Below are 25,470 nucleotides of genomic sequence, written 5' to 3' on the forward strand. Positions count from 1 at the left end.
GTAGAGCCATGTTCGATATCCTGGTGTACCTCTACGAGACTTACTATCGCCCCGATGCCTGCCCCGAGCCGGCGGTCCTGGCGCGCAAACTGTCGGCCGTCGGTTTCGACGACGTGGAGATTTCCGAGGCGCTCGTCTGGCTGACGGACTTGAACGCCATGGCCGGCGTCGAACAGACCCTGACGGCCAGTTCCACGGGCACGCGTTTCTATGTGCAGCAGGAAAGCGACGTGCTGGGCACGGCCGCCATCGGCTTCATCCAGTTCCTCGAAAGCGCCAAGGTGCTCTCGCCCTTGCAGCGCGAAATCGTCATCGAACGGGCGCTGGCGCTCGACGAGGCGCCCGTGTCGCTGGGCAAGCTGAAAGTCATCGTGCTGATGCTGCTGTGGAGCCAGGGCAAGGAACCGGATGCCCTGATGTTCGACGACTTGTTTGTCGACGACGAAGACCTGCCTCCCCGCTTGTTGCACTAATATAGTGTCATCACTGGCGCCGCCGTCCCGCCATCCCCTTTACTATGTGCCGCACCTGCGCCCACGCCGGCCCATTGTGTTTGCGCCTGCGCATTCTTGCTTGCAGATAACTTGCCGAATTCTTCAATAGGCGCTTATCATTGGCCGCTTGACAAGACCACAAGTCACAAGGCCTTGCGCAGACAAAAGCGTCGGCGCCTGGCAATGCACTGTATGATGCGCATGCTGAAACTATCCTAGAGCATTTTTCGAGACTAAAAAATATGACAAAAACCCTCATCATCGCCGAGAAGCCTTCTGTCGCGAACGATATCGCGAAGACGCTTGGCGGCTTCACCAAGCACGATGAGTACTTTGAATCGGATGAATACGTCCTGTCCTCGGCGGTCGGCCACTTGCTGGAGATCGCCGTACCGGAAGAATTCGACGTGAAGCGCGGCAAATGGAGTTTCGCGCACTTGCCGATGATTCCACCGTATTTCGCGCTGAACCCGATCGCCAAGACGGAAGCGCGCCTCAAAGTATTAAACAAGCTGATCAAACGCAAAGACGTTACCACCCTCATCAACGCATGCGATGCGGGGCGCGAAGGCGAGCTGATTTTCCGCCTGATCGCGCAAAACGCGAAAGCCAAGCAACCGGTCAAGCGCCTGTGGCTGCAGTCGATGACGCCGGGCGCCATCCGCGACGGTTTCTCGCACCTGCGCAGCGACGAAGAAATGCTGCCGCTGGCGGACGCGGCCCGCTGCCGTTCGGAAGCCGATTGGTTGATCGGCATCAATGGCACGCGCGCCATGACGGCGTTCAATTCGAAAGAAGGCGGCTTTTACCTGACGACCGTGGGCCGCGTGCAAACGCCAACCTTGTCCATCGTGGTCGAACGCGAAGATAAAATTAAGAAATTCGTGCCGCGCGACTTCTGGGAAGTGCGCGCCGAATTCGTCTGTGCGGCCGGCATCTATGAAGGCCGCTGGCTCGACACGAAATTCAAGAAGGACGAGAACGATCCCGAGAAGCGCGCCGAGCGCCTGTGGAGCAAGACGGCTGCCGACTCGATCGCCACCGCCTGCCGCGGCCGCCAAGGCATCGTCACGGAAGAATCGAAACCGACCACCTCGATGGCGCCGGGCCTGTTCGACCTGACCAGCCTGCAGCGCGAAGCGAACTCGCGTTTCGGCTTCTCCGCTAAAAATACCCTGGGCCTGGCCCAGGCGCTGTATGAAAAGCACAAGGTGCTGACGTATCCGCGTACCGATTCGCGCCACCTGCCGGAAGACTACATGCCGACCGTGCTGCAGGCGCTGGAAACGGTCAAGGAAAACAGCAACTACCACCAGTTCGCCAAGCAGATCATCGACAAGGGCTGGGTCAAGCCGAACAAGCGCATCTTCGACAATACCAAGATCTCGGATCACTTCGCGATCATCCCGACGACGATCGCGCCAAAGAATTTGTCCGAGCCGGAACAAAAATTGTACGACCTGGTCACGCGCCGCTTCATGGCTGTGTTCTTCCCGCCTGCGGAATTCCAGGTCACCACGCGCTACACGGAAGTGTCCGGCCATCAGTTCAAGACTGAAGGCAAGGTCATGACCAATCCGGGCTGGCTGGCCATCTACGGCAAGGAAGCCTCGACGGACGCCGACAAGGAAAGCAATGGCAACGGCAATCTGGTGCCAGTGGCCAAGGGCGAGAAAGTACAGACGGAAAGCGTCAACGCGAATGGCCTGGTGACGAAACCGCCTGCGCGCTTCACGGAGGCGACCTTGCTGTCGGCCATGGAAGGCGCCGGCAAGCTGATCGACGACGACGAGCTGCGCGATGCGATGGCTGGCAAGGGCCTCGGCACGCCAGCGACGCGCGCGGCCACCATCGAGGGCTTGCTGACGGAACGCTATCTGATCCGCGAAGGCCGCGAACTGATCCCGACGGCCAAGGCGTCGCAGCTGATGACCTTGTTGAAAGGCCTGGGCGTCAACGAATTGACGGCGCCGGAGCTGACGGGCGAGTGGGAATACAAGCTGTCGCAGATGGAAAAAGGCAAGATTTCGCGCGAAGAATTCATGCGTGAAATCGCGCAGATGACGCAAATCATCGTCAAGCGGGCCAAGGAATACGACAACGACACGATTCCCGGCGACTACGCGACCCTGGAAACGCCATGCCCGAATTGCAGCGGCGTGGTGAAGGAAAACTACCGTCGTTTCGCCTGCACCAAGTGCGAATTTTCGATGAGCAAGACGCCGGGTTCGCGCCAGTTCGAAATCGCCGAAGTGGAACAATTGCTGAAGGACCGCACCATCGGCCCGCTGCAAGGCTTCCGCTCGAAGATGGGCCGTCCGTTCGCCGCCATCCTGCGCATCGTGCGCGATGAAGAGATCAAGAACTTCAAGCTGGAATTCGATTTCGGCCAGAACGACGAGAGCGAAGATGGCGAAGGCGTCGATTTCACGGGCCAGACGCCCGTGGGACCTTGCCCCAAGTGCAATGCCGGCGTGTACGAAATGGGCCTGGCCTATGTATGCGAACACAGCATGGCCAAGCCGAAGACATGCGACTTCCGCAGCGGCCGCATCATCTTGCAGCAGGAAATCTTGCCGGAACAAATGGCAAAACTGCTCAACGATGGCAAGACGGATTTGTTGCCTGGGTTCGTATCCCAGCGTACCCGTCGTCCGTTCAAGGCCTTCCTCGTGCGCGGCAAGGATGGCAAGGTGAGCTTCGAGTTTGAAGAGCGCAAGGCCAAGCCGGGCGCGAAGACGAAGGCGGCAGCCGTCGAGGCCGAAGGCGAAGAAGGCGCGGCGCCAGCGAAGAAAACGGCGGTCAAAAAGGCTGCCGTGAAGAAAGCGCCAGCGAAGAAAGCTGCGGCCGTGAAAAAGCCGGCCGCCAAGAAGGCGCCGGCGAAGAAAGCGGCAGCGGCGGAGTAATCTAGCCTCAGCCAGACAAAAGCCAGGGATGTCCCTGGCTTTTTTTACGTCCCGATTTTTTTTGGCGTTAGTCTGACGCTTAGTCCAGGTAGTCGGAATACTCGCGCTGCGCGTAGTTCTGCAAATTCGCCCACGGCTGCGCCTTGCTGACGGTCGGCTGCAGCTTGACGTCGACCCGGCGATAGAAGGTATTCGCGCGGTCGCCGCTTTCGATGACCAGGGGAATCTGCTTTTGCTCATCCCACAGGATGCGCTGGAACACGCCATTCTTTTCCACTTCGCGCCAGCGCGCGCCCGTCACGGTCGACGCCTGTTTCGACAGCGGCATGGCGGCCACCAGTTTCGGGTCCAGCAGGTAAAAACTGTTTTCCCAGGAGCCGTCGAAATTGACGTTTTCGTACTCGGCCTTGGGGATGGCGACGACGATCTTGTCATGCGCATCGATGTATTCCACGCGCACGGTGTTCTTTTCCAGCATCACGTGGCGGGGGATCAGCACGGGATTGAAGTGCTTGTGTTCATGCTGCGTGGCCTTCAGCGCCACTTTCCTGTTGTCGCCATGGTTGTGGCCCGCATGCGCATCGGTCGACGGCGCCAGTACGCGCTCGACCCACACGTGGCCGGGGCGGCGCAGCATCTTTTCTTCGTAGCGGCTCTCGCGCGTCACGCCTTCCGGCGTCAGGACGCGGCTGTAATAGGTGATGCCCAGGTCCAGGTCGGCAGGAGCGGATGGCGTGGCGGGGGCGGCTTGCGCGCTGGCGGCAAAGCCGGCGGCGAGGAGGACGGCGATCAGGGACGATTTCATGGTGTTGCCTTTACGTGCAGAGGGGCGGAGGGCTTGCGCCATCCGCCCCGGTGGGGTTGCCGTGTTGATGTGGATCAGAAGCCGAACGCCGCCTTCAGCAAGTCAAACACCTTGGTGTTGTCCAGGGTGCCCTTGAAAGGTTTTGCGCCGGCGCCCGTGGCCAGCAGCTTGACGTCGCCGCCGCCGTGGGTTTCGCTGGCCAGACGCACGCCTGTTTCTTGCAGGTAGTTGTCTTTCAGGGCCGTGGCGCTGTCGACGTTGCTGCGCAGGGCAGGGCGGTTCGGGCCATTGCCGAACACTAGGGTGGTGTAGGTATTGCCATCGGCATCCTTGCTCGGCTGGTTATCCTTGTAGCCGCGGTTGATGTCGAGGATATTGTTGCCGCGCTTGCCATAGCCGTTGAAGGCCAGGGTGTGGTCATGGTCGGCCGTGACGACGATCAGGGTATTGGCCAGGGTCGGATCGGTTTCCTTGATCTTGGCGATGGCGGCCTTGATGGCGTCGTCGAAGGCGATGGTGTCCGTCAGCGCGCGCTTGGCGTTGATGCCGTGCAAGGCGTGGTCGATGCGGCCGCCTTCAACCATCAGGAAATAGCCGTTCGCGTTTTTCGACAGCAAGTCGATTGCCTTGAGGGTCATTTCCGACAGGCTAGGCTGGGTCGCGCCTTCGCCCAGCGGTGGCGTGGCCGTGCGGTCCAGTTCATATTCCAGGTGGCTGCGGGTGCTGTACAGGCCGATGAATTTTTTCCCGCCAGGTGCCGCCGCCATTTCCGCTTTCGTCGCGGCCACGGTGTAGCCCTTGGCGGCAAATTCCGTCAACAGGTTGCGGCCATCGGCGCGGCCATACTTGTTGCTGGCCGACCAAGGCGTGAAGTGGTTGCGGCCGCCGCCCATCAGCACGTCGACGCCGTCGCCCAGCGCCGTGTTGTAGCCCGTGCCGCCTGGCGTCGCTTGCGCGGCGATCGCGTATTGCGCATTGCGGTTGCAGATGTGCGAGAACGTCGTCGCCGGCGTGGCGTGCGTCAGTTCCGTGGTGGTGATGGCGCCCACGGCCTTGCCCTTGGCTTTCGCCAGTTCCAGAATGGTCGGCGCGCTCTTGCCGCCGGCCGGGCAATTGTCCACGCCCAGGTTGCCGTTGGCGTCGCGGCCGGGCTCTTTGGCGATCGTCTCCTGCGCCATCGAGATGACTTCATTGTTCATCTTGACGCCGGTCATGTAGGCGGCCATCGATGGCGCGCTGTCCGTCGTTTGCGCATCGTTCGAGAACGTCTTGATGCGCGCCGTGCGCTCCAGTGTGTCCATCGTCAGGCTGCCGTTTTCGCCGTATTGGTAGATGCGCGACGCCGTCACGACGGACGGGCCCATGCCGTCGCCGAGGAAGAAGATGACGTTCTTGGCGTCGGCGGCGTAGGCGCTGGCAACGCTGGCAGCCACGAGCGTGGTCAGCAGCGACAGTTTCAAGGCGGATTTCAATGCTGGTTTCATATGCTTGTCCAATTCTTGTCTCTTGGGGATTACAGACCGCCGGCCGTCTTGACCAGGCCGAATACTTTGGTGTTGTCGATGGTGCCCAGGAAGGTTTCCGAACCCTTGCCGATGGCGCCCAGGAAGACGTCGGTGCCACCGTGGGTTTCATTGCCGATGGCCGTGCGGATCACCGCTTCCTGATGGTAATTATTGGCGCTGGTGACGGTTTCATCGAGGCTGGCCATGGCGGCGCGGCTAGCTTGCGTGCGGTTTTCGCCATTGCCGAAGCCGATGATCGAATACGGAGCACCGTCCAGGTCTTTTTCGACCGCGCCAGTGACGTAGTTCTTCACCACGCCCAGCACGCCAGGGTTGCCGGCAGCCGTCTTGCCCGTGCGCTTGGCGTAGCCGTTCAGTACCAGGGTGTGGTCATGGTCGGCCGTGACGACGATCAGGGTATTGGCCAAGGTCGGGTCGGTCAGCTTGGCTTTCTCGATGGCGGCCTTGATGGCGTTGTCGAACGCGACGGTGTCTTGCAGCGCTTTCTTGGCCGTCGTTTCGTGCAGCGCATGGTCGATGCGGCCGCCTTCGACCATCAGGAAGTAACCCTTCTTGTTCTTGGCCAATACGTCCATGGCCTTCGTGGTCATTTCCGCCAGGCTCGGTTCCTTGGCTGCATCGCGGTCCAGGTCGTAGCTCATGTGGCTGGACGTGAACACGCCGAACAGGCGCTCCGTCTTGGCCGCATCGACGGCCTTGAAGTCGGTGGCGTTGTTGGCGACCGTGTAGCTTTTGGCCTTCAGTTCGGCGACCAGGTCGCGCCCGTCGGAACGCTTGCCGCCATCCTTGAACGGCTTGAAGAATTGCGCGCCGCCGCCGAGGACCACGTCCAGGCCAGCGGTGCCCAGCGCGCTGTTGTAGCCGGTGCCGCCCGGTACCAGGGCCGCGGCGATATCGTTTTCCAGGTCGCGGTGGCAGATGTGCGAGTAGGTGGCGGCCGGCGTGGCGTGCGTCACGCGCGCCGTGCTGACGACGCCGGCGGCAAAGCCCTTGGCCTTGGCCAGTTCCAGCAGGGTGGTGGCGGGCGTGCCGTTGCCGGTGCCGCATTTGTTGACCAGCTTGTTGCCGTTCGCATCCGTGCCCGGATCGATGGCGACCGTATTGGCCGACATCGAGATGACTTCATTGTTCATCTTGACACCGGTCATGTAGGCGGCCATCGATGGCGCGCTGTCCGTCACTTGCGCGTCGTTCGAGAAGGTTTTCACGAAGGCCGTTTCCGGCAGGGTATCCATGGTCAGCGCACCTTCTTCGCCCACCGAATAGATGCGCGCGGCCGTCATGGTGGTCAGGCCCATGCCATCGCCGAGGAAGAAGATGACGTTTTTCGGTGGTGCTTCGACCACTGCCTCTTCTTTTTTTGCATCGCTGCCGCAGGCGGCCAGCATCAGGGTGATGGCGACGCTGCAGCCAGCGACGGAAATTTTTCTGCGTGTCATGTGGTTCATCCGGCTAGGTTGGAAAGAGCTGGCAAGATAACAATCCAATGTGACGCCATCATGACGCTGTGACACATTTGGTGTTCGATGGCCGGCCATTGTGCCGAACTGTGCAACAAACTATTGCGCTTTAACGGGTTTTTCTACCGAACCGAGCAACGTAAGATGCAGTCATCCAATCATCTTGTGAAGGCAGATCATGTTCACCAAAACCATCAGCAGCGTTCTTGTTTCCACCGTGTTTGCCGCCGGCGCCGCCTCGGCCGCCGCCAGCGCCCCCCTGACCCTGGAAGTGTTCAACCCGGGCGAAGCGGCCATCTTTCCCGTCGCTTCTGTATTGGTTGCGGGCAAGCATGACGCCGTGCTGATCGATGCGCAGTTTTCGCGCGCCGAAGCGCAAAAGCTGGTGGAAAAGATTCGCGCCAGCGGCAAGAAACTGACGACGGTGTACATCAGCCACAGCGATCCCGATTTTTACTTTGGCCTCGACGTGATCAAGGCGGCTTTCCCGCAGGCAAAGATCGTTGCCACGCCGGAAACGGTCGCGGAAATTCGCCGCAAGGCCGACGCCAAGGTCGCCTACTGGGGCCCGATTTTGAAGGACAATGCGCCGCACGGCATCGTCATTCCGGAAGCGTTGACGGGCAAGCGCATCAGCCTGGAAGGCCGGTCGCTGGACATCGCCGGCCCGACCCCAGCGCGCACCTATGTGTGGATACCATCGATCAAGGCCGTCGTCGGTGGCGTGGTGCTGTTTGGCAACTTGCACGTGTGGACGGCCGATACGCAAAGCCTGCAATCGCGCCAGGACTGGCTCAAGACCCTGGACGGCATCGCCGCCCTGAAGCCCGTCACCGTCGTGCCTGGCCACTTCAAGGTCGGTTCGCCCCTGACGCCGGACAGCATTGGTTTTACGCGCGACTACCTGGTGACGTTTGAAGCGGAAACGGCCAAGGCCGCCAATTCGGCCGCCCTGATCGAGGCGATGAAAATGCGCTATCCGAAGCTGGGCCTCGATGGCGCCCTGGAAACCAGCGCGAAAGTGGCGAAGGGTGAGATGAAATGGTAAGCGGCAAGCCGGAGGCCGGCATGCCCACACTGCACTACATTTTCGATCCTCTGTGCGGCTGGTGCTACGGCGCCGCGCCGCTGGTCGAGGCGGCGCGCGCCGTGCCTGGCCTGACAGTGGCCTTCCACGGCGGCGGCATGATGACGGGCAGCAATCGCCGCCAGATCACGCCCGAGTGGCGCGGCTATGTGCTGCCGCATGACCGGCGCATCGAGCAATTGTCAGGCCAGCCATTCGGCGATGCTTATATGAATGGCTTGCTGAACGACACGACGGCCATGATGGATTCCGAACCGCCGATCACGGCCATCCTGGCGGCGGAAGTCCTGGCTGGCAAGGGCCTGGACATGCTGCAGCGCGTGCAGCGCGCCCATTACGTGGACGGCTTGCGCATCGCCGACCTGCCTGTGCTGGTGACCCTGGCGCAAGAGCTGGACATGGATGGCGCCGCCTTCCAGGCCGAGTATGCGCGCCAGGCGGGCGCCGCCACGCAGCGGCATATCGACGCCAGCCGCGCCTTGCTGGCGCAGGTGGGCGGACAGGGCTTTCCCACCTTCGTGCTCGACGATGGCGGCGGAAAATTGTCCGTGATCGATATCGGCGGCTTTTTGGGCCAGCCGGCGAAGTTGCAGGCGCAGCTCGGTGGCGTGTGCGATGCACAAGGTTGTACATTGTAAATATCTATCGGATCGATAAAATCAATTAGCTTTTCCTTTGTTGTTGACCTCGTTACACTGCATCCATTAGTCAACAACGAAGGAAAAGCAGCCATGAGCCAACAGCCGCCATTCAGTACCGCCTCGGGCATTCCCGTCGCCGACAACCAGAATTCCCTCAGCGCCGGTCCTCGCGGCCCGCTGCTGCTGCAAGACTTCCACCTGATCGAAAAACTCCAGCATTTCAACCGCGAGCGCATCCCTGAGCGCGTCGTGCACGCGAAAGGTTCGGGCGCCTACGGCACCTTTACCGTCACGCACGACATTTCGCGCTACACCAAGGCCAAATTGTTTGCTGAAGTGGGCAAGCAGACGTCCACCTTCGCGCGCTTTTCCACCGTCGGCGGCGAACGCGGCAGTGCAGACACGGAACGCGACCCGCGCGGTTTCGCCGTGCGTTTCTATACGGAAGAGGGCAACTGGGACTTGGTTGGCAACAACACGCCGATGTTCTTCATCAAGGACCCGATCAAGTTCCCCGATTTCGTCCACACGCAAAAGCGTGATCCGCAAAGCAACTTGAAATCGGCCGAAATGATGTTCGATTTCTGGAGCCATGCGCCGGAAAGCCTGCACCAGGTCACCATGCTGTTCTCGGACCGCGGCACGCCGGACGGCTACCGCCACATGGATGGCTTCGGCAGCCACACGTATAGCCTGATCAATGCCGACGGCCAGCGCGTGTACGTGAAATGGCACTTCAAGACGCGCCAGGGCATCAAGAATTTGCCTGCCGCGGAAGCGGGGCGCCTGGCCGGCGCCGATCCCGACTACGCCCAGCGCGACCTGTTCGGCGCCATCGAACGCGGCGATTTCCCCCAGTGGGAAGTCAAGCTGCAGGTGGCGACGCAGGAACAACTCGATGCATGGGAGCAGCGCACGGGCTGGAACCCGTTCGACCTGACGAAAGTGTGGCCGCACGCGGACTTCCCGCTGCTGCCCGTGGGTATTTTCGAGCTGAACCGCAATCCGGACAATTACCACGCGGAAGTCGAGCAGGCAGCGTTTTCGCCGGCCAACGCCGTGCCCGGCATGGGTTACTCGCCGGACAAGATGCTGCAAGGCCGGCTGTTCGCCTACCACGACGCCCAGCTGTACCGCGTCGGCACGAATCACCAGCATCTGCCCGTGAATGCGGCCCGCTGCCCCTTCCACAACCAGCAGCGCGACGGCGGCATGGCGATTCACAATGGCGGCGCGGCAAAGAACTACGCCAACGTGGCGGCGGCGGGCACGCAGCCGCAAGGGCTGGGTCATGGTGAACCGGCGCTGGCGCTCGATGGCGGCGCGGCGCGCTACGATGGGCGCGGTGTGGAAGACGACTTTACGCAGGCTGGCAATCTGTTCCGCTTGATGTCTGACCAGGCGAAGCAAAACCTGTTCGACAATCTGGCCGGTCCCCTGAGCCAGGTGCGCCCGGAAACCTTGCAGCGTCAACTCGGCCACTTTGACCGGGCCGATGCGGCCTACGGCGCCGGCGTGCGCGCCGCCTTGCAGGCACGCGGCGTGACCGTGTAAGCGGATGTTGCAGGCGGAACAAGTGTGTTCCGCCTGTTGTTGATGCAGCACAAAATAGAATGGGATACCAAATATTGCCGTATGGACATATTTGCCTTCCATGCGTAGACTTGTTGGTCTGATGATCGCGCCGCCTTCCTGGCGGCGTCCTGACTAGAAAGTCTTGCAATATGAATATGGCGAAGCTGTCGGTGCATGGGGACGACCCCACGCTCAAATCCATCCTCGAAGTCTTGCCCACGGATCCGGAGCGGCAATGGCGCAAGGGCGAGGCGAAGGGCGCGAATCGCGTGCATCTCGATTCCGGCTTTGAAGTGCTGATTGCGCAGGCGCCGAAATCGCAAGTGTTGCCCTCGCGCATACGCAGCTATCTGGCCGAATGCCGCTCGCGCGGCGTCAGCTTCACGATGCCGCGCATCGTGGCCGAGCTGCAACTGGAACTGAACGGCGACGATACGCTCGACTCTCCGCTGGACCTGACCCTGGCCGACATGCAGCATTTGACGGAAATGGGCATCAGCCTGAGCCTGGTGACGCGCCGCGCCGCAGTCTGATGAACGCCTGATATTCAAAAAAAATGGCCACCTGTTCAGGGTGGCCATTTTTCGTCATGGTTCTTCGAGCTCGACGGTGACCATATTGTCGTCCGGCTTGCGGTCGATCAGCTTGTTGTCGGGATCGATGCCCGCCTTGCCGGGCCGGCTGCCGACGATGACGGTGTAGCTCGCCTCGCGCGCCGTCATGCGCAGGCGTTCGCGCAGCAGCGGATGGCCATTCGCGTCGTCGACGCCGATCTCGATCCAGTCGTGCAGGGGCGCATCGTGTTCCTCTCCCTGTTCGCCCGCCGTCAATTTGCTGGCCTGCACCTTGACGGTGACGGCGTACTTGCCATCGCTGCGTTTGGTGGCCGTGGCCGACAGGGCGCGATTGTCGAACAGCACGATTTTCTCGAACAGGTCGTCGATCAGGTAAGCCTGCTCGGGCGGCGTGACCAGGCGCAAGCCTTGTACCAGGGCCGTCACGCTGGCATACGGCGGGCCTTTCTGGCCATGGGTCTTGAGCAAGTCGCGCAGCACGCCGTTGACCTTGTCTTCGCCGATGATATCTTGCAGCAAGTACATGGCCAGGCTGCCTTTGTGGTAGTGGATGTAGGCCTGGTTTTCATTCTCGGCCAGCGGCAATTCCTTCTTGCGCTCTTCGCTGCGCCCCATCAGGTATTGATTCAGGTCATAGCGCAGGAAGCGGCGCATCTTGGCCGGCCCCACGCTTTTCTTCATCACCATCAGGGCCGAATATTCGGCCAGGGTTTCGCTGAGCACGGTAGCGCCCCGCGTATTGCCACCCACCAATTGATGCGCCCACCACTGGTGCGCCACTTCATGCGCCGTGACGTAGAACGGATAGTCGAGGTCCTTGGGGTTCTTGTCGTCCACCCGGGCGATGAAGCCCAGCCCTTCCGAATACGGTATCGTGTTCGGGAACGATTGCGCGAACGTGGCGTAGCGGGGGAATTCGACGATGCGCAGGATCTTGTGCTGGTAGGGGCCGAAGTTCTTCGTGTAGTACTCGAGCGCTTCCTTGCTGCCGCGCACGAAGCGATCGAGGTTGTACTCATGGCCAGGATGGTAGTACACGTCGATGGCCACGTCTTGCCAGCGCTCGTGCCTGACGGCGTAGCGGGCCGACTGGAAGGCGTAGAAATTCAGGATCGGCTGCTCCATCGTGTAGTGGAAGTAATGGCGGCCCTTGGCGATCCAGTCGTTGTCCAGCATCCCCGGCGCGATGGCCGTCTGGCCGTCGACGGTGCTGACGGTGGCGTCAAAGTTGATGCGGTCGGCGTCGTTGCTGACGTAATTGTCGGCCAATCCCTTCGCATCGTCGCGCGGCAAGGCCCGTTCGCGCGCGGGCAAGCCGTGTTTCTTGCGGTCGCGCGGGTCCGTCAATTCCTGCTGCGGCTGGTAACCGATGTGCGGCAGCACGGCATTCGTGAAGAAGGTGCCGTTGGCCACCACGGGCGTGTCCTGGCCCAGGCCGAAGATGCCGCGCGGCGCGTAGCGGACGTCGAAATCGAGGCCCAGGGTGGCGCCCGGCGCCAGCGGCGCGGCCAGGCGGTAGCTGTAAAAGCCCAGCTTGCCATCATCGAGGCCGGGATGCACGCGCGCATCGAAACGCAGGCGCATGCTGGAGGTCGGGTCTTGCTGCACAAAAATGTGGCTGATCGGCAGGCTGGTCTTGTTTTGCAGCACATAGCGGCCCGTGACGGTGAGGCTGCGCTGCGCCGGGTAGATCGCCACGTCGAGTTTCACGTCGGTGATTCTCGGTTGCGGCGTGGCGGCAAACTTGCGGTACTGGCGCTCGATGCTGGCGCGGTCCGCATCGCGGGAAAATTCGGACTGGTAATCGTTGGCCACGTGGAAAACGTAGAACAGCACGCCGCCGGCGCTGACGAAGATCAGGGCGCCGCCGGCAAAGCTGGCCAGCACGCCGTGCGTCAGGCCGTGGCGCGCCAGGCGCAGGCGAATGCGCCAGCTGTCCTGCGCGCCGCGGGGCCAGAACAGCAGCGACAGCACCGTCAGCATGACGGCCGCGCCGCTCCAGTACAGCAAGTACCAGCGTTCGCGCAACAGATAGTGGCCGGCGCCGTTCATGGCCGAATAGATGAAGTCCGGCGTGCTGGCGTACAGCAGCAGCGGGTCGCCCAGGCCCAGCGAGGAAAAGCTGATGCTGGCGATGTGGTACAGGATCATGGCGAAATACGCCAGGTACTTGTGATTGATCAACACCTGCAAAAAGATGGCCAGCACGGCGATCAGCGCATAGTAGGGCAGGTGCGACAGGAACAGCGATTCCACATACAGGCCGGGGTCGAGGCGGTAATAGCCCTTGAAGACCTGGATCGACATGCCGCACAGCATGATGACCAGGCTCAGCAAGGCTTGCAGGCTGATCAGCGCAAACAGTTTCGACAGCAGGGGCAGCCAGTTCGGCACGGGCAGGGCGTCGAGCATCAGATACGTGCCTGCCTCGCGTTCGCGCCACACCAGCTCGCCCGCATAGAAAGTGGTAATGACCAGCATGAACAGGGCGAACGAGGCGTTGACCATGTCCAGCACCTTTTCCGTCACGGGATAGGTATTCGTGCCGTAAATGGAGCCCATGTCGAGCGCACCGGCATACATGGTCAGCACGCCGGCCAGCACGATGACGACAAAATAGATGTTCTTGATGGTTTCGCGCAGGTTCAGCCAGCTCATCTTGACGAGCAGGGCGGCCAGACTGCGCTGCGCGAAGTCCGGTGTTTCCTGCGTGGACAGCGAAGCGTTCGACAGGCGCTGCGGCGCCTCGCCCTCGCTGCGGCGCTTGCCGGCGCCCGCGTCCGTCGTGGCGTGGAACTGGAAGCGCCAGTAACCGAGCAGCAAGGCCACGAGGGCGAAGCCGGACCAGATGGCGCGGTTCAGCAGGTACACGCCTTCCAGCGTGACGAGGCGCGTGTTGCGCTCCGCGTTCGGCCAGTATTCCGTCAGGCGTATCAGCGCCGTGGTGCCGAAGGGGTCGATCAGGGCGGCCAGGGTCTTGTAGTCGAGGTCGCGCGCCAGCGACGGCGCCACCAGATAGCCGATCAGCATGACTACCGAGCTGATGTACACGGGCAGCATGCGCCGCGTCAGGGCCGCGATGACGAAGAAAATGGCGCCGAAGATGAACAGATTCGGCAGCAGGGTAAACACATACGGCATCAGGTAGGCCAGCGCCCGTTGCGGCCCCAGCCGTTCCGGATCGATGCCGGGCAGCCAGGCGCCCAGCCAGGCGCCGATGACGATGCTGGAAAACACCACCGCCAGCACCAGCCAGGCGCCGAGAAAGCGGCCAAACACGTACTGGTACTTCTTGATCGGCGCGCTGAAGAAGAAATGCTGCATGCCGTACTCGAAATCCTGCTGCACCGAACGGCCCATCATGGCGGCGACGACCACGGCGCCGAAGCAGCCCAGCACGCTGCACGTAAATGCCAGCGAGCGCGGTGCGTTGATCAGGAACTTGCCGCCGAAACTGATGCTCGCTTCCTTGAAGACGCCGCCGGCGGCAGCCATCCACAGCATGGCCAGCGCCAGAAACATGACGAAATACACCCAGGTGGACAGCAGCTTGAGCCGCTGTCGCGCTTCAAAGCGGGCGATGGCAAACATGGCCGCCCCCTCAGTCGCACTGCGGGGCGACGCGGTGGCGCCCGGCAATGGTGGCGAAATACAGGTCTTCCAGGTCGCCGATGGCTTCCTCGAAGCCGTCGCCCGGGTCGTCGTCGCTGTAGACGTGGATCAGGGTGCGGCCCGACAGCAAGCGCGTGGAAATGACGGCGTGGCGCTGCTGGAAGCTGGCCAGCTCTTTCTTTTCGACAAAACGCGCCCAGATCTTGCAGCTGACTTCGTCGATCAGTTCCTGGGTCTTGCCGCACAGCAGCAAATGGCCCTTATTGATGATGGCCATGTTGGCGCACAGGTCGGCCACGTCGGAGACGATGTGGGTCGACAGGATCACCGTCTTGTCTTCGCCGATGTCCGACAGCAGATTGTGGAAGCGCACGCGCTCCTGCGGGTCGAGGCCGGCCGTCGGTTCGTCGACGATGATCAGTTTCGGGTCGCCCAGCAGCGCTTGCGCGATGCCGAAGCGCTGGCGCATGCCGCCGGAAAAGCTGCCCAGGCGCTGGTGGCGCACGTCGAACAGATTGGTTTGCTGCAACAGGCCATCGACGACCTCGCGCCGGCGCGCCCGCTGCGACAGCCCTTTTAACGTGGCGAAGTGGTCGAGCAGTTCGTAGGCCGTCACTTTCGGGTACAGGCCGAAGTCTTGCGGCAGGTAGCCCAGCATGCGGCGGATCTCGTCCTTGTCGTCGAGCACGTCGTAGTCGCCGAAGAAGATGGAACCGGAATCGCATTCCTGCAAGGTCGCCAGGGTGCGCATCAGGGTCGACTTGCCGGCGCCATTCGGGCCCAGCAAGCCAAACATCCCGGGCGGTATCGTCAGCGACACGTTATCCAGCGCCACCACGCCATTCGCGTAGGTCTTCGACAATTTGCGAATCTGCAATTCCATACAACTCCTTGCTCATGCTGTTGCGGCCCCATGCTGCGGAGCTTATCTATGCTGGCATTGTATTGAATTTAAGACGTGCTGGGCAGTTGCATGCGATACACGGCATTTTCACGTGCCCAGAGTGCGGATGGGCGGGGTGGACGGCACCCCGCCGCAAGCCATTTGCAGGTTTAATTTCGGAAAAGTACCGATTCGCGGTTAAACCACCAGCGGCACAGCATCAGCAGGGCGCCCGCGATCACCGTGGTCGAGGCCAGGATCACGCCGAACATGCGGTAATCCATGGTGCCCTTGACCAGTTCCTTCATGGCCAGCGACACGTTGGTCAGCGGCACCATGGCCCACATCCAGTTCAGCTCGACGCCGGGCAGCATGGCCGCCACCGTGGGCAGGATGACGAACAGCATCAATGGCGTGATCATGCCGGCCGCTTCCTTGTAGCTTTTTGCGTAGATCGAAATCGACAGCAGCAGCGAGGCGAAGATGGCGGCCGTCGGCACCAGCATCAGGGTCACCATGGCCAGGTCGGGCAAGCCGATGCTGCGCACCATGACGGCCATGTTGCCTTCCAGCGAACTGCCGAAGATGGCCAGCAGGGCGCCCATGCTGCCCACCATCAGCACGGCCGAGGTCATGCCCACCGTAAACAGCACGAGGAACTTGGCCAGCACGATGGCGCTGCGCGGCACGGGCGCCAGCAGCAGGGTTTCCAGGGTGCCCCGTTCCTTTTCGCCGGCGCCCAGGTCGATGGCCGGGTACATGGCCGCCGTCAGGCACACCATCAGCAGCAAATACGGCAGCATGCCGCCGACGATGGCGCCCATCTGCTCGCGCTCGTTGGCCGTCGACTGCTTGTCGAGCACGATGGGGTTGAGGGCAAAGGCCAGCTGGGCCGGGCTCAGGTTCAGAGCCGACAGCGCGCTTTCGCGCAGGCTGGCGTTATACGCCTCGACGATCTCGCGCACCCGCTGCTGGGTCACGTCGACCGTGCTGGCGCTGTTGTAATGCAGAGTGACCTTGGCTTGCTGCTGTTGCTGCAGCGCCTCTTCAAATTGCGGTGGAATGACGACGGCGAACTTGATCGTGTCGTCGCCGATGGCGCGGCGGATGTCGCCCTCGCTGGCCAGCGGCACTTCGCGCAAGTTGTGCTGCTGGGCAAAACGCGCGCTCAGGCCCGGCGAATGGTCCTTGCCGAACAGCGCATAGCGCATTTCCGCCGTCTTCGCGTTCTTGAACATATTGCTGGAAACATAAGCGAAGCCACCAAAGATCAGCGGCATGGCAAAGATGGGGATGAGGATGGTGAAAATCAGCGTCTTGCGGTCGCGCGTGAGTTCCAGCAACTCTTTCAGATAAATGGTCCACATGGCTCAGGCTCCCTGGTTGATGACGCTGACAAAGGCGTCGTACAAGTCCGCGCTGCCGCCCAGGTGGCGCAGTTCGTCGACCGTGCCATTGAAGGCGGTGGTGCCGCGGTTGATGATGCAGACGCGGTCGCACAGCTTTTCCACTTCGTGCAGGTGGTGCGTGGAAAAGATCAGCGGCACGCGCAGCGCCTTGTAGCTGGCGATGAAGTCGAGCAGGATCTTGGCCGACATCACGTCCAGCCCGGTGGTCGGCTCGTCGAGGATCACCACTTGCGGCTCGTGCACGACGGTGCGGGCGATCGCGCACTTCTGCTTCATGCCCGTCGATAATTGATCGGCCCGCTTGGCGCCGTACTCCTCCATCTGCAGCAGGGAGAACAGTTCGTCGCAGCGGCGTTTCAGCTTGTCGGCCGGCATGCCGTGCAGGCGGCCAAAGTATTCCACGTTCTCGCGCGCCGTCAGGCGGCCGTACAGTCCCGTCGAGCCGGACAGGAAACCGATGCTCTGGCGCGCCACCAGCGGTTGCTGCAGGACATCGACACCGTTGACGAGGGCGCTGCCCGCGTCCGCTTGCAAGGCCGTCGACAGCAGGCGCAGGGTGGTGGTCTTGCCGGCGCCATTCGGCCCCAGCAGTCCCAGCACTTCGCCGGGGGCGCAGCTGAAACTGACGTCGCGCACGGCGTGAAACCAGCCCTCATGTTCGCGCGGATCGCTGACGTGCATGGCCTTGCCTTTGTGGGGCGGCATGCGGAAACGTTTTGCCAGGTGCTTGACCTCAATCATGTGCTTCATCCATTTAACGGTGAAGAACGAGAGTAGCATGCAAAAAATGTAACTTGCAAGGTGGAAATATCGTTTGGTCTATTGAAAAAAACAGCATCTTCATGCAAGCTGGCCCGGTGGGCGCCGGCGGACGGCGCGGGAGAGCGCAATGCGAACGATCGATCAGGCGATGCAGGACAAGGTACTGGCCGTGGCCCGCGCCGGTATGACCAGTGCCGAAGCCATCGGTTTCTTCCGCGTCAGCCTGGGGCTGTATTACCTGGCCGGCCTGATGACGGAGGAAGCGCTCGACTTCAAAGAGATCGACGCGAAATACAACCGTTTCATTTACCACTCGCTAGGTGGCGGGCACAGCATCGCCAGCGTGCTGCAATTCATGAGCGGCGAGAAAGTCTTGCGCGTGCTGCAATCGGAGCGTTTTCGCGCCGCGTTTGCCGAGTTCTGCCCGGACATCCCCGTCGACAGCATTTCTTTCCTGATTTCACTGAACCTGGGCGTGGCGAAAAGCCTGTCCGGCCTGGACGCCGTCGGCCCCGTGGTGGACTGGATCGAGCAGGAAAAAGCGCGCACAAGTCAATAAAGCCCCGTTCACCCTGCGCGCGGCGTGGGGACTGCCGGCCCTGATCGTCCTATAATTCATGCTTTACTACTCATGAGCATAGCCACGATGACCGCGAACCGCCATTTTGACCCCCTGGATCGTTTGATTGTTGGCGCCGACAAGGCCCTGCGCGTCATGGCGGGCGTGGCCTCGGCCTCGCGCCCCACGCCGGCCGCGCATGCGCCCGATGCGGAACTGAGCCCGGCCGAACAGCGCCACAGCGCCGGCTTGATGCGCGTCAATCATGTGGGCGAAGTGTGCGCGCAAGCCCTGTACAACTCGCAGGCGCGCTATGCGCACAGCCCGGCCATCCGCGCCCAGTTCGACGAAGCGGGACGCGAAGAGGAAGATCATCTGGCCTGGACGGCGCAGCGCCTGACGGAGCTGGGCTCGCGTTTGAGCCTGCTCAATCCCCTGTGGTATGCGGGTTCGTTTGCGCTGGGCACCATCGCCGCGCGCATGGGCGACGGCCGCAGCCTGGGTTTCGTGGTGGAAACGGAACGCCAGGTGGAAGCGCACCTAGCCAGCCACTTGCAGGAATTGCCGCCGCAGGATGCCAAGTCGCGCGCCATCGTGAAACAGATGGCCATCGACGAAGTGGAGCACGGCGCCGCCGCCCAGCGCCTGGGCGCCATCGATACGCCGGCACCGGTGAAGGCGTTGATGGGCTTGATGGGTAAAGTGATGACAAAAACCGCGTATTACATCTGATATTTCTGCGTAGGTCGGGTAGGTCGGCTTAGCGCGCAGCGCGTAAGCCGACAACATTGTTGGCGCCGGTAGTGTCGTCGGATTACGCGGGGCCTTGCCCCGCTAATCCGACCTACTCCTCGATGATTTCGAAGGAGTGGGTGATTTCCGCCGTTTTCGCCAGCATGATGGAAGCCGAGCAATATTTGTCATGCGACAAAGCCACGGCCCGTTCCACGGCCGTCGGTTTCAGGGCCTTGCCCCGTACGGTGAAATGGAAGTGGATATTGGTAAACACTTTCGGGTCGGTGTCGGCGCGGTCGGCCTTCAGGGTCACTTCGCAGCCGCTGACGGCTTCGCGTCCGCGTTTCAGGATCAGCACCACGTCATAGGCGGTGCAGCCGCCCGTGCCCAGCAAGACCATTTCCATGGGGCGTGGCGCCAGGTTGTGGCCGCCGCCATCGGGCGCGCCATCCATGGTCACCAGGTGGCCGGAACCCGTTTCTGCCCGAAAACTCATGCCCGACGGGCCATTCCAGCTGACTTTGCATTCCATCGTACTCTCCGAAAATTGTAAGCGTTTTGTATTGTAATAGAGGAATGCCTATCCATGTGCCGGCCGCCGGGCCGCAGCCGGCCTCGATTGCGGCTTGACGCGGCAAGGCAAAGCCGCTTATACTTGTCGGCTTTCCGTTCGCTCAGGAAAAGTAAATAAGGCAGAGTCCGCATAGCAGCATCGGCGGAACCACCATTTGAGCGTGTAATCTATTAGGAAGTCAACATGAAAACATTTTCCGCTAAAGGACATGAAGTCCAGCGCGATTGGTTCGTGGTTGACGCGACGGACAAAGTCCTCGGACGTGTTGCCAGCGAAGTGGCACTCCGACTGCGCGGCAAACACAAACCAGAATTTACTCCTCACGTCGATACCGGCGACTTTATCGTCGTCATCAACGCAGGCAAACTGCGTGTGACCGGTACCAAAGCTACTGAGAAAATTTACTACCGTCACTCTGGCTATCCAGGCGGCATCTACGAAACCAACTTCCAGAAAATGCAACAGCGTTTTCCAGGTCGCGCGCTTGAGAAAGCGGTCAAGGGCATGCTGCCTAAAGGCCCACTCGGCTACGCAATGATCAAGAAGCTGAAAGTGTACGCGGAAGGTTCCCATCCGCACGCTGCTCAGCAACCTAAAGCACTTGTTCTCTAAGGAACTGACATGATCGGTAATTACAATTATGGAACCGGCCGTCGCAAAAGTGCAGTGGCTCGGGTTTTTATCAAAGTTGGCACAGGCTTGATCGTTGTTAACGGCAAACCAGCAAACGAATACTTTTCGCGCGAAACGGGTCTGATGGTCATCCGTCAACCTCTGGAACTGACCGGCAATGTCGAGCGTTTCGACATCAAAGTCAACGTCCATGGCGGCGGTGAGTCGGGCCAGGCTGGTGCAGTTCGTCACGGCATCACCCGCGCTCTGATCGACTACGATGCAGCGTTGAAACCGGAACTGGCGAAAGCCGGCTTCGTGACCCGCGATGCACGTGAAGTCGAGCGTAAAAAAGTTGGTCTGCGCAAAGCACGTCGCGCAAAGCAATTCTCGAAGCGTTAATTTCTACGCTACAGCACCTTCCGGGGTGCTGGTCGAAAAGCCGCTGGACTTCGGTCCCGCGGCTTTTTTGCATTTCAGCGGGATGCGCCGTTGCGCTGTAAAATACGCGAAAACCCGCAGGGGCAGCGTTTCCCTCATCTTTATGCAATCTTATGCAATCTATACACAAGGAAAGAACATGATCAAAGTTGGCATCGTCGGCGGTACTGGATACACGGGCGTGGAATTGCTGCGCTTGCTCGCTACCCATCCAGATGTCGAGTTGACGGCGATTACCTCGCGCAAGGAAGATGGCTTGCCCGTTGCTGACATGTATCCTTCCCTGCGTGGCCATGTGAAACTGGCGTTTTCCTCGCCGGACAAGGCGAATCTGGAACAGTGCGACGTGGTCTTCTTTGCCACCCCGCATGGTGTTGCCATGGCGCAAGCACCAGCCCTGCTGGCCGCCGGCGTGAAAGTCATCGACCTGGCCGCCGACTTCCGCCTGAAAGACCAGGCCAAGTTCGAGCAGTGGTACAAGATTCCCCATACGGCGCCAGAGTTGATCGAGCAAGCCGTGTACGGTTTGCCGGAGCTGAACCGCGAAGACATCAAGCAAGCCACGCTGATCGCCAACCCCGGTTGCTACCCGACCACCATGCAGCTGGGCTTTTATCCGTTGCTCAAGGCTGGCCTGGTCAACGCGGGCAGCCTGATCGCCGACTGCAAGTCGGGCGTGTCCGGCGCCGGCCGCAAGGCGGAAATCGGCATCCTGTTCTCGGAAAGCAGTGACAGCTTCAAGGCCTATGGCGTGGCCGGCCACCGCCACCTGCCGGAAACGACGGCGCAATTGCAGCGCTTCACGGACGAGAAAGTGGCGCTGACCTTCACGCCGCACCTGGTGCCGATGATACGCGGCATGCACTCGACCCTGTACGCGCAGCTGAACAAGGATGTCAGCAATGAGGAATTGCAAGCCTTGTTCGAAGAGCAATACAAGGATGAGCCTTTCGTCGACGTGATGCCGTTCGGCTCGCACCCGGAAACACGCTCCACGCGCGGCTCGAACATGTTGCGCCTGGCCTTGCACCGTCCTGAGGGCGGCAATACCGTCATCGTGCTGGTGGTGCAGGACAATCTGGTCAAGGGCGCGTCGGGCCAGGCCGTGCAGTGCATGAACTTGATGTTCGGCTTGAAAGAAACGGCCGGTTTGCAACACATCGCCGTGATGCCGTAACGATAGGCGACGGTGCTTGCGCGGGTCCGGCGCCTTTTTGCCGGACCTGTGATAAATTGGACTGCCACGTACCCCGACAGGATAACGTTCATGTTCGAGCGCAACGCGAAAAACCCCATCGACACCTTGATCGGCGCTGCCACGCGGATCGAGGGCGACTTGCTGTTTTGCGGCGGCTTGCGCATCGACGGCCATGTGCGCGGCAATGTCACGGGCGAGCCGGGCGAGCCCACGTACGTGGTGCTGGGCGAGGCGGGCCGCATCGATGGCGAAGTGCGCTGCTCGAGCCTGGTCGTCAGCGGCGAGATCAATGGTCCCGTGTATGTGTCCGAAATGCTTGAAATCCAGCCAAAAGCCCGCATTGTAGGAGAGGTCTATTACAAGGTGCTGGAAATGCACAGCGGCGCCTTGGTGCAAGGCAAGCTCAGCCGGCACGACAGCGCCGACCCCGTGCTGCACCTGGCCGTATCGGAAATGTGAGCAGGAACAACACCGTCCAGCCGCGTCAGCGGCGGCCGCAGCGCGAGTTGCGCCAACAGTCTATAATGACTTAATGTTTTCTAGTAGGAGTGCCTGATATGAATGCCGTCGCTGAAATGCAAGATGTGATCCCTTCCCCTATTATCTTTACCGATAGCGCCGCTGAAAAAGTCGCGCAGCTGATCGAAGAAGAAGGCAATCCCGACCTGAAATTGCGCGTATTCGTGCAGGGGGGCGGCTGCTCCGGCTTCCAGTATGGCTTCACCTTCGATGAAATCGTCAACGAAGATGACACCACCATGGTCAAGAACGGGGTCCAGCTGTTGATCGATTCCATGAGCTACCAGTACCTGGTCGGCGCGGAAATCGACTACAAGGATGACCTGGAAGGCGCGCAGTTCGTGATCAAGAATCCGACAGCCACGTCGACCTGCGGTTGCGGTTCGTCTTTCTCCGTTTAAGTACTAAACGGGGCAAGCAAGAAAATAGCGGATCATCGATCCGCTATTTGTGTTTCTACATCTGCTCAACGCGGATACAGCGCACCCAGCACGCGTAAGCCCGCCGCGCCCGTCACTGCCGGCAAGTTGCCCGGCTTGCGCTGCGTAAAACGCCAGGCCAGCCACGCAAAGGCCAGCGCCTCGACCTGGCTGGGCGCCACGCCCAGCGCTTCGGTCGACTCCACCGCCATGCCCGGCAATGCACGGGCCAGCGCCGCCATCAGGCTGGCGTTTTGCGCGCCGCCGCCACATACATAGAGCGTTTCCGCCTGTGCACCGTCGCGCAGGATGGCGTGCGCCAGGCTGGCGGCCGTCAGCTGCGTCAGGGTCGCCTGCACGTCGGCAGGCTTGACCTGCGGGTAGTTGCTCAGCTTGTCCTGCAACCAGTCGGCATGGAACAGGTCGCGTCCCGTGCTTTTCGGCGCCGGCAAGTCAAAATACGGGTCGTTGAGCAATTCCGCCAGCAGGGCGGGAATGACCTGGCCTGTCGCTGCCCAGGCGCCGTCGGCGTCGTAAGGCTGGCCCAGGTGTTGCAAAACCCAGCCATCCATCAGCGCATTGCCGGGCCCCGTGTCGTAGCCCGTCACCGTGCCGTCCGCGTGCAGCACGCTGATATTGCTGATGCCGCCGATATTGGCCAGCACGCGCGTGTGGCCTGGCACATTGAAAATGGCCTGGTGAAAAGCGGGCACCAGCGGCGCACCCTGGCCGCCGGCCGCCACGTCGCGGCTGCGCAAGTCGGCGATGACGTCGATGCCCGTCAGTTCGGCCAGCAGGGCCGGGTTGTTCAGCTGGCGCGTAAAGCCCAGCTCGGGGCGGTGGCGGATGGTCTGGCCATGTGCGCCGATGGCGGCGACGGCGTCCGGGCCGATCCCCGCGTTGCTCAGGAGCATGGCGACGCAATCCGCGTAATGGCGCACGAGTTGATTTGCCGCCAGCGCTTCGCGTTCGATTTCATTCTGGCCGGCACTTTGCAACGCCATCAGGTCGGCGCGCAGGCTGGCGGGGAAGGGAATGTACGCGTCGCCCAGGCTGCGCGTGCCGCCATCGTCGGAAAAGTCGACCAGCGCGCCGTCGACGCCATCGAGGCTGGTGCCCGACATTAAACCGATATACAGCATGGAGTGTTCCTTGAGTGCGTCAGTGATGGATGCATTGTGCCGTATTTGTGCCGCACGCAAAAGCGCGCGGGAAAAAAACAAAGGCACCGGCCATTTGCATGGGCGGTGCCTTTATATGTTGCCCGAAGGCGGTATTGCTTAGCGCGAAGCCAGTGCCGTGTCGTTCGGACGCAGCAGGGTGAAGCGGTGCATCATGTCAGCCGACACCATGCGGAAGCGGCTCAGCTCAGCGGCCGTCAATGGCGCCTGGGCTTGTACGTTCAGCTTGCTTGGGTCTTGTGCCACGCCGCCAACGCGGAATTCATAGTGCAAATGGGCGCCCGTCGACCAGCCGGTGGTGCCGACGTAGCCGATCACATCGCCCTGGCTGACTTTTTGACCTTTTTTCAGGCCCGAAGCGAAGCGGCTCATGTGTGCGTAGGCGGTGGAGTAGTTGGCCCAGTGTTTCAGGACAACAACATTGCCATAGCCGTTTTGGCTGCCGACGGAATCGACCACGCCGTCGCCCGAAGCGCGGATAGGGGTGCCCGTTGCTGCAGCGAAATCGATGCCCTTGTGCGCTTTCCAGTTGCCGGAAATCGGGTGCACGCGCATGGAGAAGCCGGACGAGATGCGGGAGAATTCGAGGGGGGATTTCAGGAAGGCTTTTTTGAGGGACTTGCCGTCGAAACTGTAGTAACCGCCGCCTTGCTTGCTGGCTGGGTCTTCGAACCAAACGGACTGGTAAGTCGTGCCGCGGTTGGTGAATTCACCGGCCAGGATGCGGCCCGCTCGGACAAATTCGCCATCTTGCCAGAATGTTTCGTAGACGACATTGAACGAGTCGCCGCGTTTCAGGTCGGAGCGGAAATCGATATTGGTGGAGAACATTTCCACGATTTGCGCGGAAATCGAGTCTGGCAGGCGCGTGCCGTCCAGGCTGGAGTCGGTGGCAGCGAACAGGGTGGAAGTAATCTTGCGCGCGTGCATTTCAACGCGGCGCTCCAGCTGGGCTGCCACTTCCGTGGCCACGAACTTGTCGCCCTTGCGGGTGATCAGGATGTTCTTGACCGATTTGTCCGTGCCATCGACGAGGGTGGCGCGCATCCAGTTGAGGTCGCCGTTTTCGGTGGTTTGCGCTTGTACGCGCTTGCCCGATTTCAGCAACATCACGCCGCGCGCGATCTTGTCGGTTTTGATGAAATTGGCGGCCACAGGATCATCCACGCCGAGACGGGTCAGCAAGGTGGCGAGGGTATCGCCAGCGCGGACTTTTTCTTCGTGGGTGAAATTCTGGTCTACCTGTTCCATCGCGGAAATTTGCGAGGCGAGATCAGGCATTTCCAGGTTCTGGGCGATGGACGTGACCGGCAAGTCCGATGCGTCGGGCGCCATGGGCGACACAGCGACCGCGCCGAAGGCGGCCACGGCGAGCAGCACCGCGGACGCACCAATAATGCGTGCCTTGCGGGTCGTCGTCAGCTGTGTGTACAAGCGTGAGCCTGTGATTTTATGTATAGGGTTCATGCAATCAGTTAAAATTTGCCCTTGAACGAT

23 protein-coding genes are annotated in these 25,470 nt (G+C 61.2%); 13 read left to right on the forward strand and 10 right to left on the reverse strand.

The features are described 5' to 3' along the window. Nucleotides 1-8 precede the first annotated feature (8 nt). The gene (locus P9875_RS04905) at nucleotides 9-473 is read left to right on the forward strand and encodes a DUF494 family protein (protein ID WP_034749287.1); all 465 of its coding nucleotides are present in this window, start codon (nucleotides 9-11) and stop codon (nucleotides 471-473) included. Nucleotides 474-736: 263 nt separating this feature from the next. Then, nucleotides 737-3,400: a DNA topoisomerase III gene (locus tag P9875_RS04910; RefSeq protein ID WP_035824548.1), complete on the forward strand. Its 2,664-nt coding sequence runs from the start codon at nucleotides 737-739 to the stop codon at nucleotides 3,398-3,400. 79 nt (nucleotides 3,401-3,479) lie between these two features. On the opposite strand, the gene P9875_RS04915 is transcribed toward P9875_RS04910, so the two are convergent. The 3 genes from P9875_RS04915 to P9875_RS04925 form a co-directional block, all read right to left on the reverse strand. Then, nucleotides 3,480-4,205: a hypothetical protein gene (locus tag P9875_RS04915; protein WP_278317726.1), complete on the reverse strand. Its 726-nt coding sequence runs from the start codon at nucleotides 4,203-4,205 to the stop codon at nucleotides 3,480-3,482. Between the two features lie 74 nt (nucleotides 4,206-4,279). Next, on the reverse strand, nucleotides 4,280-5,689 hold the full coding sequence (locus P9875_RS04920; RefSeq protein ID WP_423221815.1) for an alkaline phosphatase: 1,410 nt from the start codon (nucleotides 5,687-5,689) through the stop codon (nucleotides 4,280-4,282). Nucleotides 5,690-5,718: 29 nt separating this feature from the next. Then, nucleotides 5,719-7,170, reverse strand: a complete 1,452-nt coding sequence (locus tag P9875_RS04925; protein ID WP_423221816.1) for an alkaline phosphatase — start codon at nucleotides 7,168-7,170, stop codon at nucleotides 5,719-5,721. 199 nt (nucleotides 7,171-7,369) lie between these two features. Here P9875_RS04925 and P9875_RS04930 point away from each other — a divergent pair, with 199 nt between their 5' ends. The 4 genes from P9875_RS04930 (at nucleotide 7,370) to P9875_RS04945 (ending at nucleotide 11,027) form a co-directional block, all read left to right on the forward strand. Then, nucleotides 7,370-8,239: an MBL fold metallo-hydrolase gene (locus P9875_RS04930; RefSeq protein WP_035824553.1), complete on the forward strand. Its 870-nt coding sequence runs from the start codon at nucleotides 7,370-7,372 to the stop codon at nucleotides 8,237-8,239. 20 nt (nucleotides 8,240-8,259) lie between these two features. Beyond that, the gene (locus tag P9875_RS04935) at nucleotides 8,260-8,916 is read left to right on the forward strand and encodes a DsbA family protein (protein WP_278317727.1); all 657 of its coding nucleotides are present in this window, start codon (nucleotides 8,260-8,262) and stop codon (nucleotides 8,914-8,916) included. Nucleotides 8,917-9,009: 93 nt separating this feature from the next. Continuing rightward, a complete protein-coding gene (locus tag P9875_RS04940; protein ID WP_278317728.1) occupies nucleotides 9,010-10,473 on the forward strand; it encodes a catalase in 1,464 nt (487 codons plus the stop codon). A 170-nt stretch (nucleotides 10,474-10,643) separates the two neighbouring features. After that, nucleotides 10,644-11,027, forward strand: coding sequence for a hypothetical protein (locus P9875_RS04945; protein WP_278317729.1), 384 nt, complete (start codon nucleotides 10,644-10,646; stop codon nucleotides 11,025-11,027). A 54-nt stretch (nucleotides 11,028-11,081) separates the two neighbouring features. On the opposite strand, the gene P9875_RS04950 is transcribed toward P9875_RS04945, so the two are convergent. The 4 genes from P9875_RS04950 to P9875_RS04965 form a co-directional block, all read right to left on the reverse strand. Further along, nucleotides 11,082-14,660 carry an ABC transporter permease/M1 family aminopeptidase gene (locus P9875_RS04950; RefSeq protein ID WP_099403394.1) on the reverse strand — a complete coding sequence of 1,193 codons (3,579 nt, stop codon included), beginning with the start codon at nucleotides 14,658-14,660 and terminating at the stop codon, nucleotides 11,082-11,084. Nucleotides 14,661-14,670: 10 nt separating this feature from the next. Further along, nucleotides 14,671-15,564, reverse strand: coding sequence for an ABC transporter ATP-binding protein (locus P9875_RS04955; RefSeq protein ID WP_035824559.1), 894 nt, complete (start codon nucleotides 15,562-15,564; stop codon nucleotides 14,671-14,673). Nucleotides 15,565-15,734: 170 nt separating this feature from the next. After that, on the reverse strand, nucleotides 15,735-16,931 hold the full coding sequence (locus P9875_RS04960) for an ABC transporter permease (RefSeq protein WP_099403334.1): 1,197 nt from the start codon (nucleotides 16,929-16,931) through the stop codon (nucleotides 15,735-15,737). A 3-nt stretch (nucleotides 16,932-16,934) separates the two neighbouring features. Further along, nucleotides 16,935-17,714: an ATP-binding cassette domain-containing protein gene (locus P9875_RS04965; protein ID WP_035828613.1), complete on the reverse strand. Its 780-nt coding sequence runs from the start codon at nucleotides 17,712-17,714 to the stop codon at nucleotides 16,935-16,937. Nucleotides 17,715-17,862: 148 nt separating this feature from the next. Between P9875_RS04965 and P9875_RS04970 the strand changes: the two genes are divergently transcribed. Together P9875_RS04970 and coq7 are read left to right on the forward strand one after the other, a co-directional pair. Further along, nucleotides 17,863-18,294, forward strand: a complete 432-nt coding sequence (locus tag P9875_RS04970) for a hypothetical protein (protein WP_035824565.1) — start codon at nucleotides 17,863-17,865, stop codon at nucleotides 18,292-18,294. Nucleotides 18,295-18,381: 87 nt separating this feature from the next. After that, nucleotides 18,382-19,026: a 2-polyprenyl-3-methyl-6-methoxy-1,4-benzoquinone monooxygenase gene (coq7, locus tag P9875_RS04975; RefSeq protein WP_077399524.1), complete on the forward strand. Its 645-nt coding sequence runs from the start codon at nucleotides 18,382-18,384 to the stop codon at nucleotides 19,024-19,026. A gap of 112 nt (nucleotides 19,027-19,138) precedes the next feature. Here coq7 and P9875_RS04980 read toward each other — a convergent pair whose 3' ends face one another. Beyond that, the gene (locus P9875_RS04980) at nucleotides 19,139-19,561 is read right to left on the reverse strand and encodes an OsmC family protein (protein ID WP_099403333.1); all 423 of its coding nucleotides are present in this window, start codon (nucleotides 19,559-19,561) and stop codon (nucleotides 19,139-19,141) included. A 225-nt stretch (nucleotides 19,562-19,786) separates the two neighbouring features. Between P9875_RS04980 and rplM the strand changes: the two genes are divergently transcribed. From rplM to erpA, 5 genes are all read left to right on the forward strand, one after another. After that, on the forward strand, nucleotides 19,787-20,215 hold the full coding sequence (gene rplM / locus P9875_RS04985; protein WP_010393282.1) for a 50S ribosomal protein L13: 429 nt from the start codon (nucleotides 19,787-19,789) through the stop codon (nucleotides 20,213-20,215). A 9-nt stretch (nucleotides 20,216-20,224) separates the two neighbouring features. Further along, nucleotides 20,225-20,617 (forward strand): 30S ribosomal protein S9, encoded by a 393-nt coding sequence (gene rpsI / locus P9875_RS04990; RefSeq protein WP_010393285.1) that lies wholly within the window; start codon nucleotides 20,225-20,227, stop codon nucleotides 20,615-20,617. A gap of 178 nt (nucleotides 20,618-20,795) precedes the next feature. Then, nucleotides 20,796-21,833 (forward strand): N-acetyl-gamma-glutamyl-phosphate reductase, encoded by a 1,038-nt coding sequence (argC, locus tag P9875_RS04995; RefSeq protein ID WP_278317730.1) that lies wholly within the window; start codon nucleotides 20,796-20,798, stop codon nucleotides 21,831-21,833. 90 nt (nucleotides 21,834-21,923) lie between these two features. Further along, the gene (locus tag P9875_RS05000) at nucleotides 21,924-22,313 is read left to right on the forward strand and encodes a bactofilin family protein (protein ID WP_035828615.1); all 390 of its coding nucleotides are present in this window, start codon (nucleotides 21,924-21,926) and stop codon (nucleotides 22,311-22,313) included. A 98-nt stretch (nucleotides 22,314-22,411) separates the two neighbouring features. Beyond that, nucleotides 22,412-22,774: an iron-sulfur cluster insertion protein ErpA gene (gene erpA, locus P9875_RS05005; protein ID WP_029496047.1), complete on the forward strand. Its 363-nt coding sequence runs from the start codon at nucleotides 22,412-22,414 to the stop codon at nucleotides 22,772-22,774. A gap of 65 nt (nucleotides 22,775-22,839) precedes the next feature. Here erpA and P9875_RS05010 read toward each other — a convergent pair whose 3' ends face one another. Next, entirely contained in the window at nucleotides 22,840-23,934 is a 1,095-nt protein-coding gene (locus P9875_RS05010; protein ID WP_278317731.1) for an anhydro-N-acetylmuramic acid kinase, read from the reverse strand. Between the two features lie 138 nt (nucleotides 23,935-24,072). Continuing rightward, nucleotides 24,073-25,440, reverse strand: a complete 1,368-nt coding sequence (locus P9875_RS05015) for a M23 family metallopeptidase (protein ID WP_278317732.1) — start codon at nucleotides 25,438-25,440, stop codon at nucleotides 24,073-24,075. Nucleotides 25,441-25,470 lie beyond the last annotated feature (30 nt).

It is taken from the genome of Janthinobacterium rivuli, assembly GCF_029690045.1.
GTDB classification, from domain to species: Bacteria; Pseudomonadota; Gammaproteobacteria; order Burkholderiales; family Burkholderiaceae_D; genus Janthinobacterium; species Janthinobacterium rivuli.

What these genes read in the sequence shown, in the direction of transcription:
- P9875_RS04905 (WP_034749287.1), top strand. Translation starts at nt 9, where the DNA reads ATGTTCGATATCCTGGTGTACCTCTACGAGACTTACTATCGCCCCGAT.
- P9875_RS04910 (WP_035824548.1), top strand. Translation starts at nt 737, where the DNA reads ATGACAAAAACCCTCATCATCGCCGAGAAGCCTTCTGTCGCGAACGAT.
- P9875_RS04915 (WP_278317726.1), bottom strand. Translation starts at nt 4,205, where the DNA reads ATGAAATCGTCCCTGATCGCCGTCCTCCTCGCCGCCGGCTTTGCCGCC.
- P9875_RS04920 (WP_423221815.1), bottom strand. Translation starts at nt 5,689, where the DNA reads ATGAAACCAGCATTGAAATCCGCCTTGAAACTGTCGCTGCTGACCACG.
- P9875_RS04925 (WP_423221816.1), bottom strand. Translation starts at nt 7,170, where the DNA reads ATGACACGCAGAAAAATTTCCGTCGCTGGCTGCAGCGTCGCCATCACC.
- P9875_RS04930 (WP_035824553.1), top strand. Translation starts at nt 7,370, where the DNA reads ATGTTCACCAAAACCATCAGCAGCGTTCTTGTTTCCACCGTGTTTGCC.
- P9875_RS04935 (WP_278317727.1), top strand. Translation starts at nt 8,260, where the DNA reads ATGCCCACACTGCACTACATTTTCGATCCTCTGTGCGGCTGGTGCTAC.
- P9875_RS04940 (WP_278317728.1), top strand. Translation starts at nt 9,010, where the DNA reads ATGAGCCAACAGCCGCCATTCAGTACCGCCTCGGGCATTCCCGTCGCC.
- P9875_RS04945 (WP_278317729.1), top strand. Translation starts at nt 10,644, where the DNA reads ATGAATATGGCGAAGCTGTCGGTGCATGGGGACGACCCCACGCTCAAA.
- P9875_RS04950 (WP_099403394.1), bottom strand. Translation starts at nt 14,660, where the DNA reads ATGTTTGCCATCGCCCGCTTTGAAGCGCGACAGCGGCTCAAGCTGCTG.
- P9875_RS04955 (WP_035824559.1), bottom strand. Translation starts at nt 15,564, where the DNA reads ATGGAATTGCAGATTCGCAAATTGTCGAAGACCTACGCGAATGGCGTG.
- P9875_RS04960 (WP_099403334.1), bottom strand. Translation starts at nt 16,931, where the DNA reads ATGTGGACCATTTATCTGAAAGAGTTGCTGGAACTCACGCGCGACCGC.
- P9875_RS04965 (WP_035828613.1), bottom strand. Translation starts at nt 17,714, where the DNA reads ATGATTGAGGTCAAGCACCTGGCAAAACGTTTCCGCATGCCGCCCCAC.
- P9875_RS04970 (WP_035824565.1), top strand. Translation starts at nt 17,863, where the DNA reads ATGCGAACGATCGATCAGGCGATGCAGGACAAGGTACTGGCCGTGGCC.
- coq7 (WP_077399524.1), top strand. Translation starts at nt 18,382, where the DNA reads ATGACCGCGAACCGCCATTTTGACCCCCTGGATCGTTTGATTGTTGGC.
- P9875_RS04980 (WP_099403333.1), bottom strand. Translation starts at nt 19,561, where the DNA reads ATGGAATGCAAAGTCAGCTGGAATGGCCCGTCGGGCATGAGTTTTCGG.
- rplM (WP_010393282.1), top strand. Translation starts at nt 19,787, where the DNA reads ATGAAAACATTTTCCGCTAAAGGACATGAAGTCCAGCGCGATTGGTTC.
- rpsI (WP_010393285.1), top strand. Translation starts at nt 20,225, where the DNA reads ATGATCGGTAATTACAATTATGGAACCGGCCGTCGCAAAAGTGCAGTG.
- argC (WP_278317730.1), top strand. Translation starts at nt 20,796, where the DNA reads ATGATCAAAGTTGGCATCGTCGGCGGTACTGGATACACGGGCGTGGAA.
- P9875_RS05000 (WP_035828615.1), top strand. Translation starts at nt 21,924, where the DNA reads ATGTTCGAGCGCAACGCGAAAAACCCCATCGACACCTTGATCGGCGCT.
- erpA (WP_029496047.1), top strand. Translation starts at nt 22,412, where the DNA reads ATGAATGCCGTCGCTGAAATGCAAGATGTGATCCCTTCCCCTATTATC.
- P9875_RS05010 (WP_278317731.1), bottom strand. Translation starts at nt 23,934, where the DNA reads ATGCTGTATATCGGTTTAATGTCGGGCACCAGCCTCGATGGCGTCGAC.
- P9875_RS05015 (WP_278317732.1), bottom strand. Translation starts at nt 25,440, where the DNA reads ATGAACCCTATACATAAAATCACAGGCTCACGCTTGTACACACAGCTG.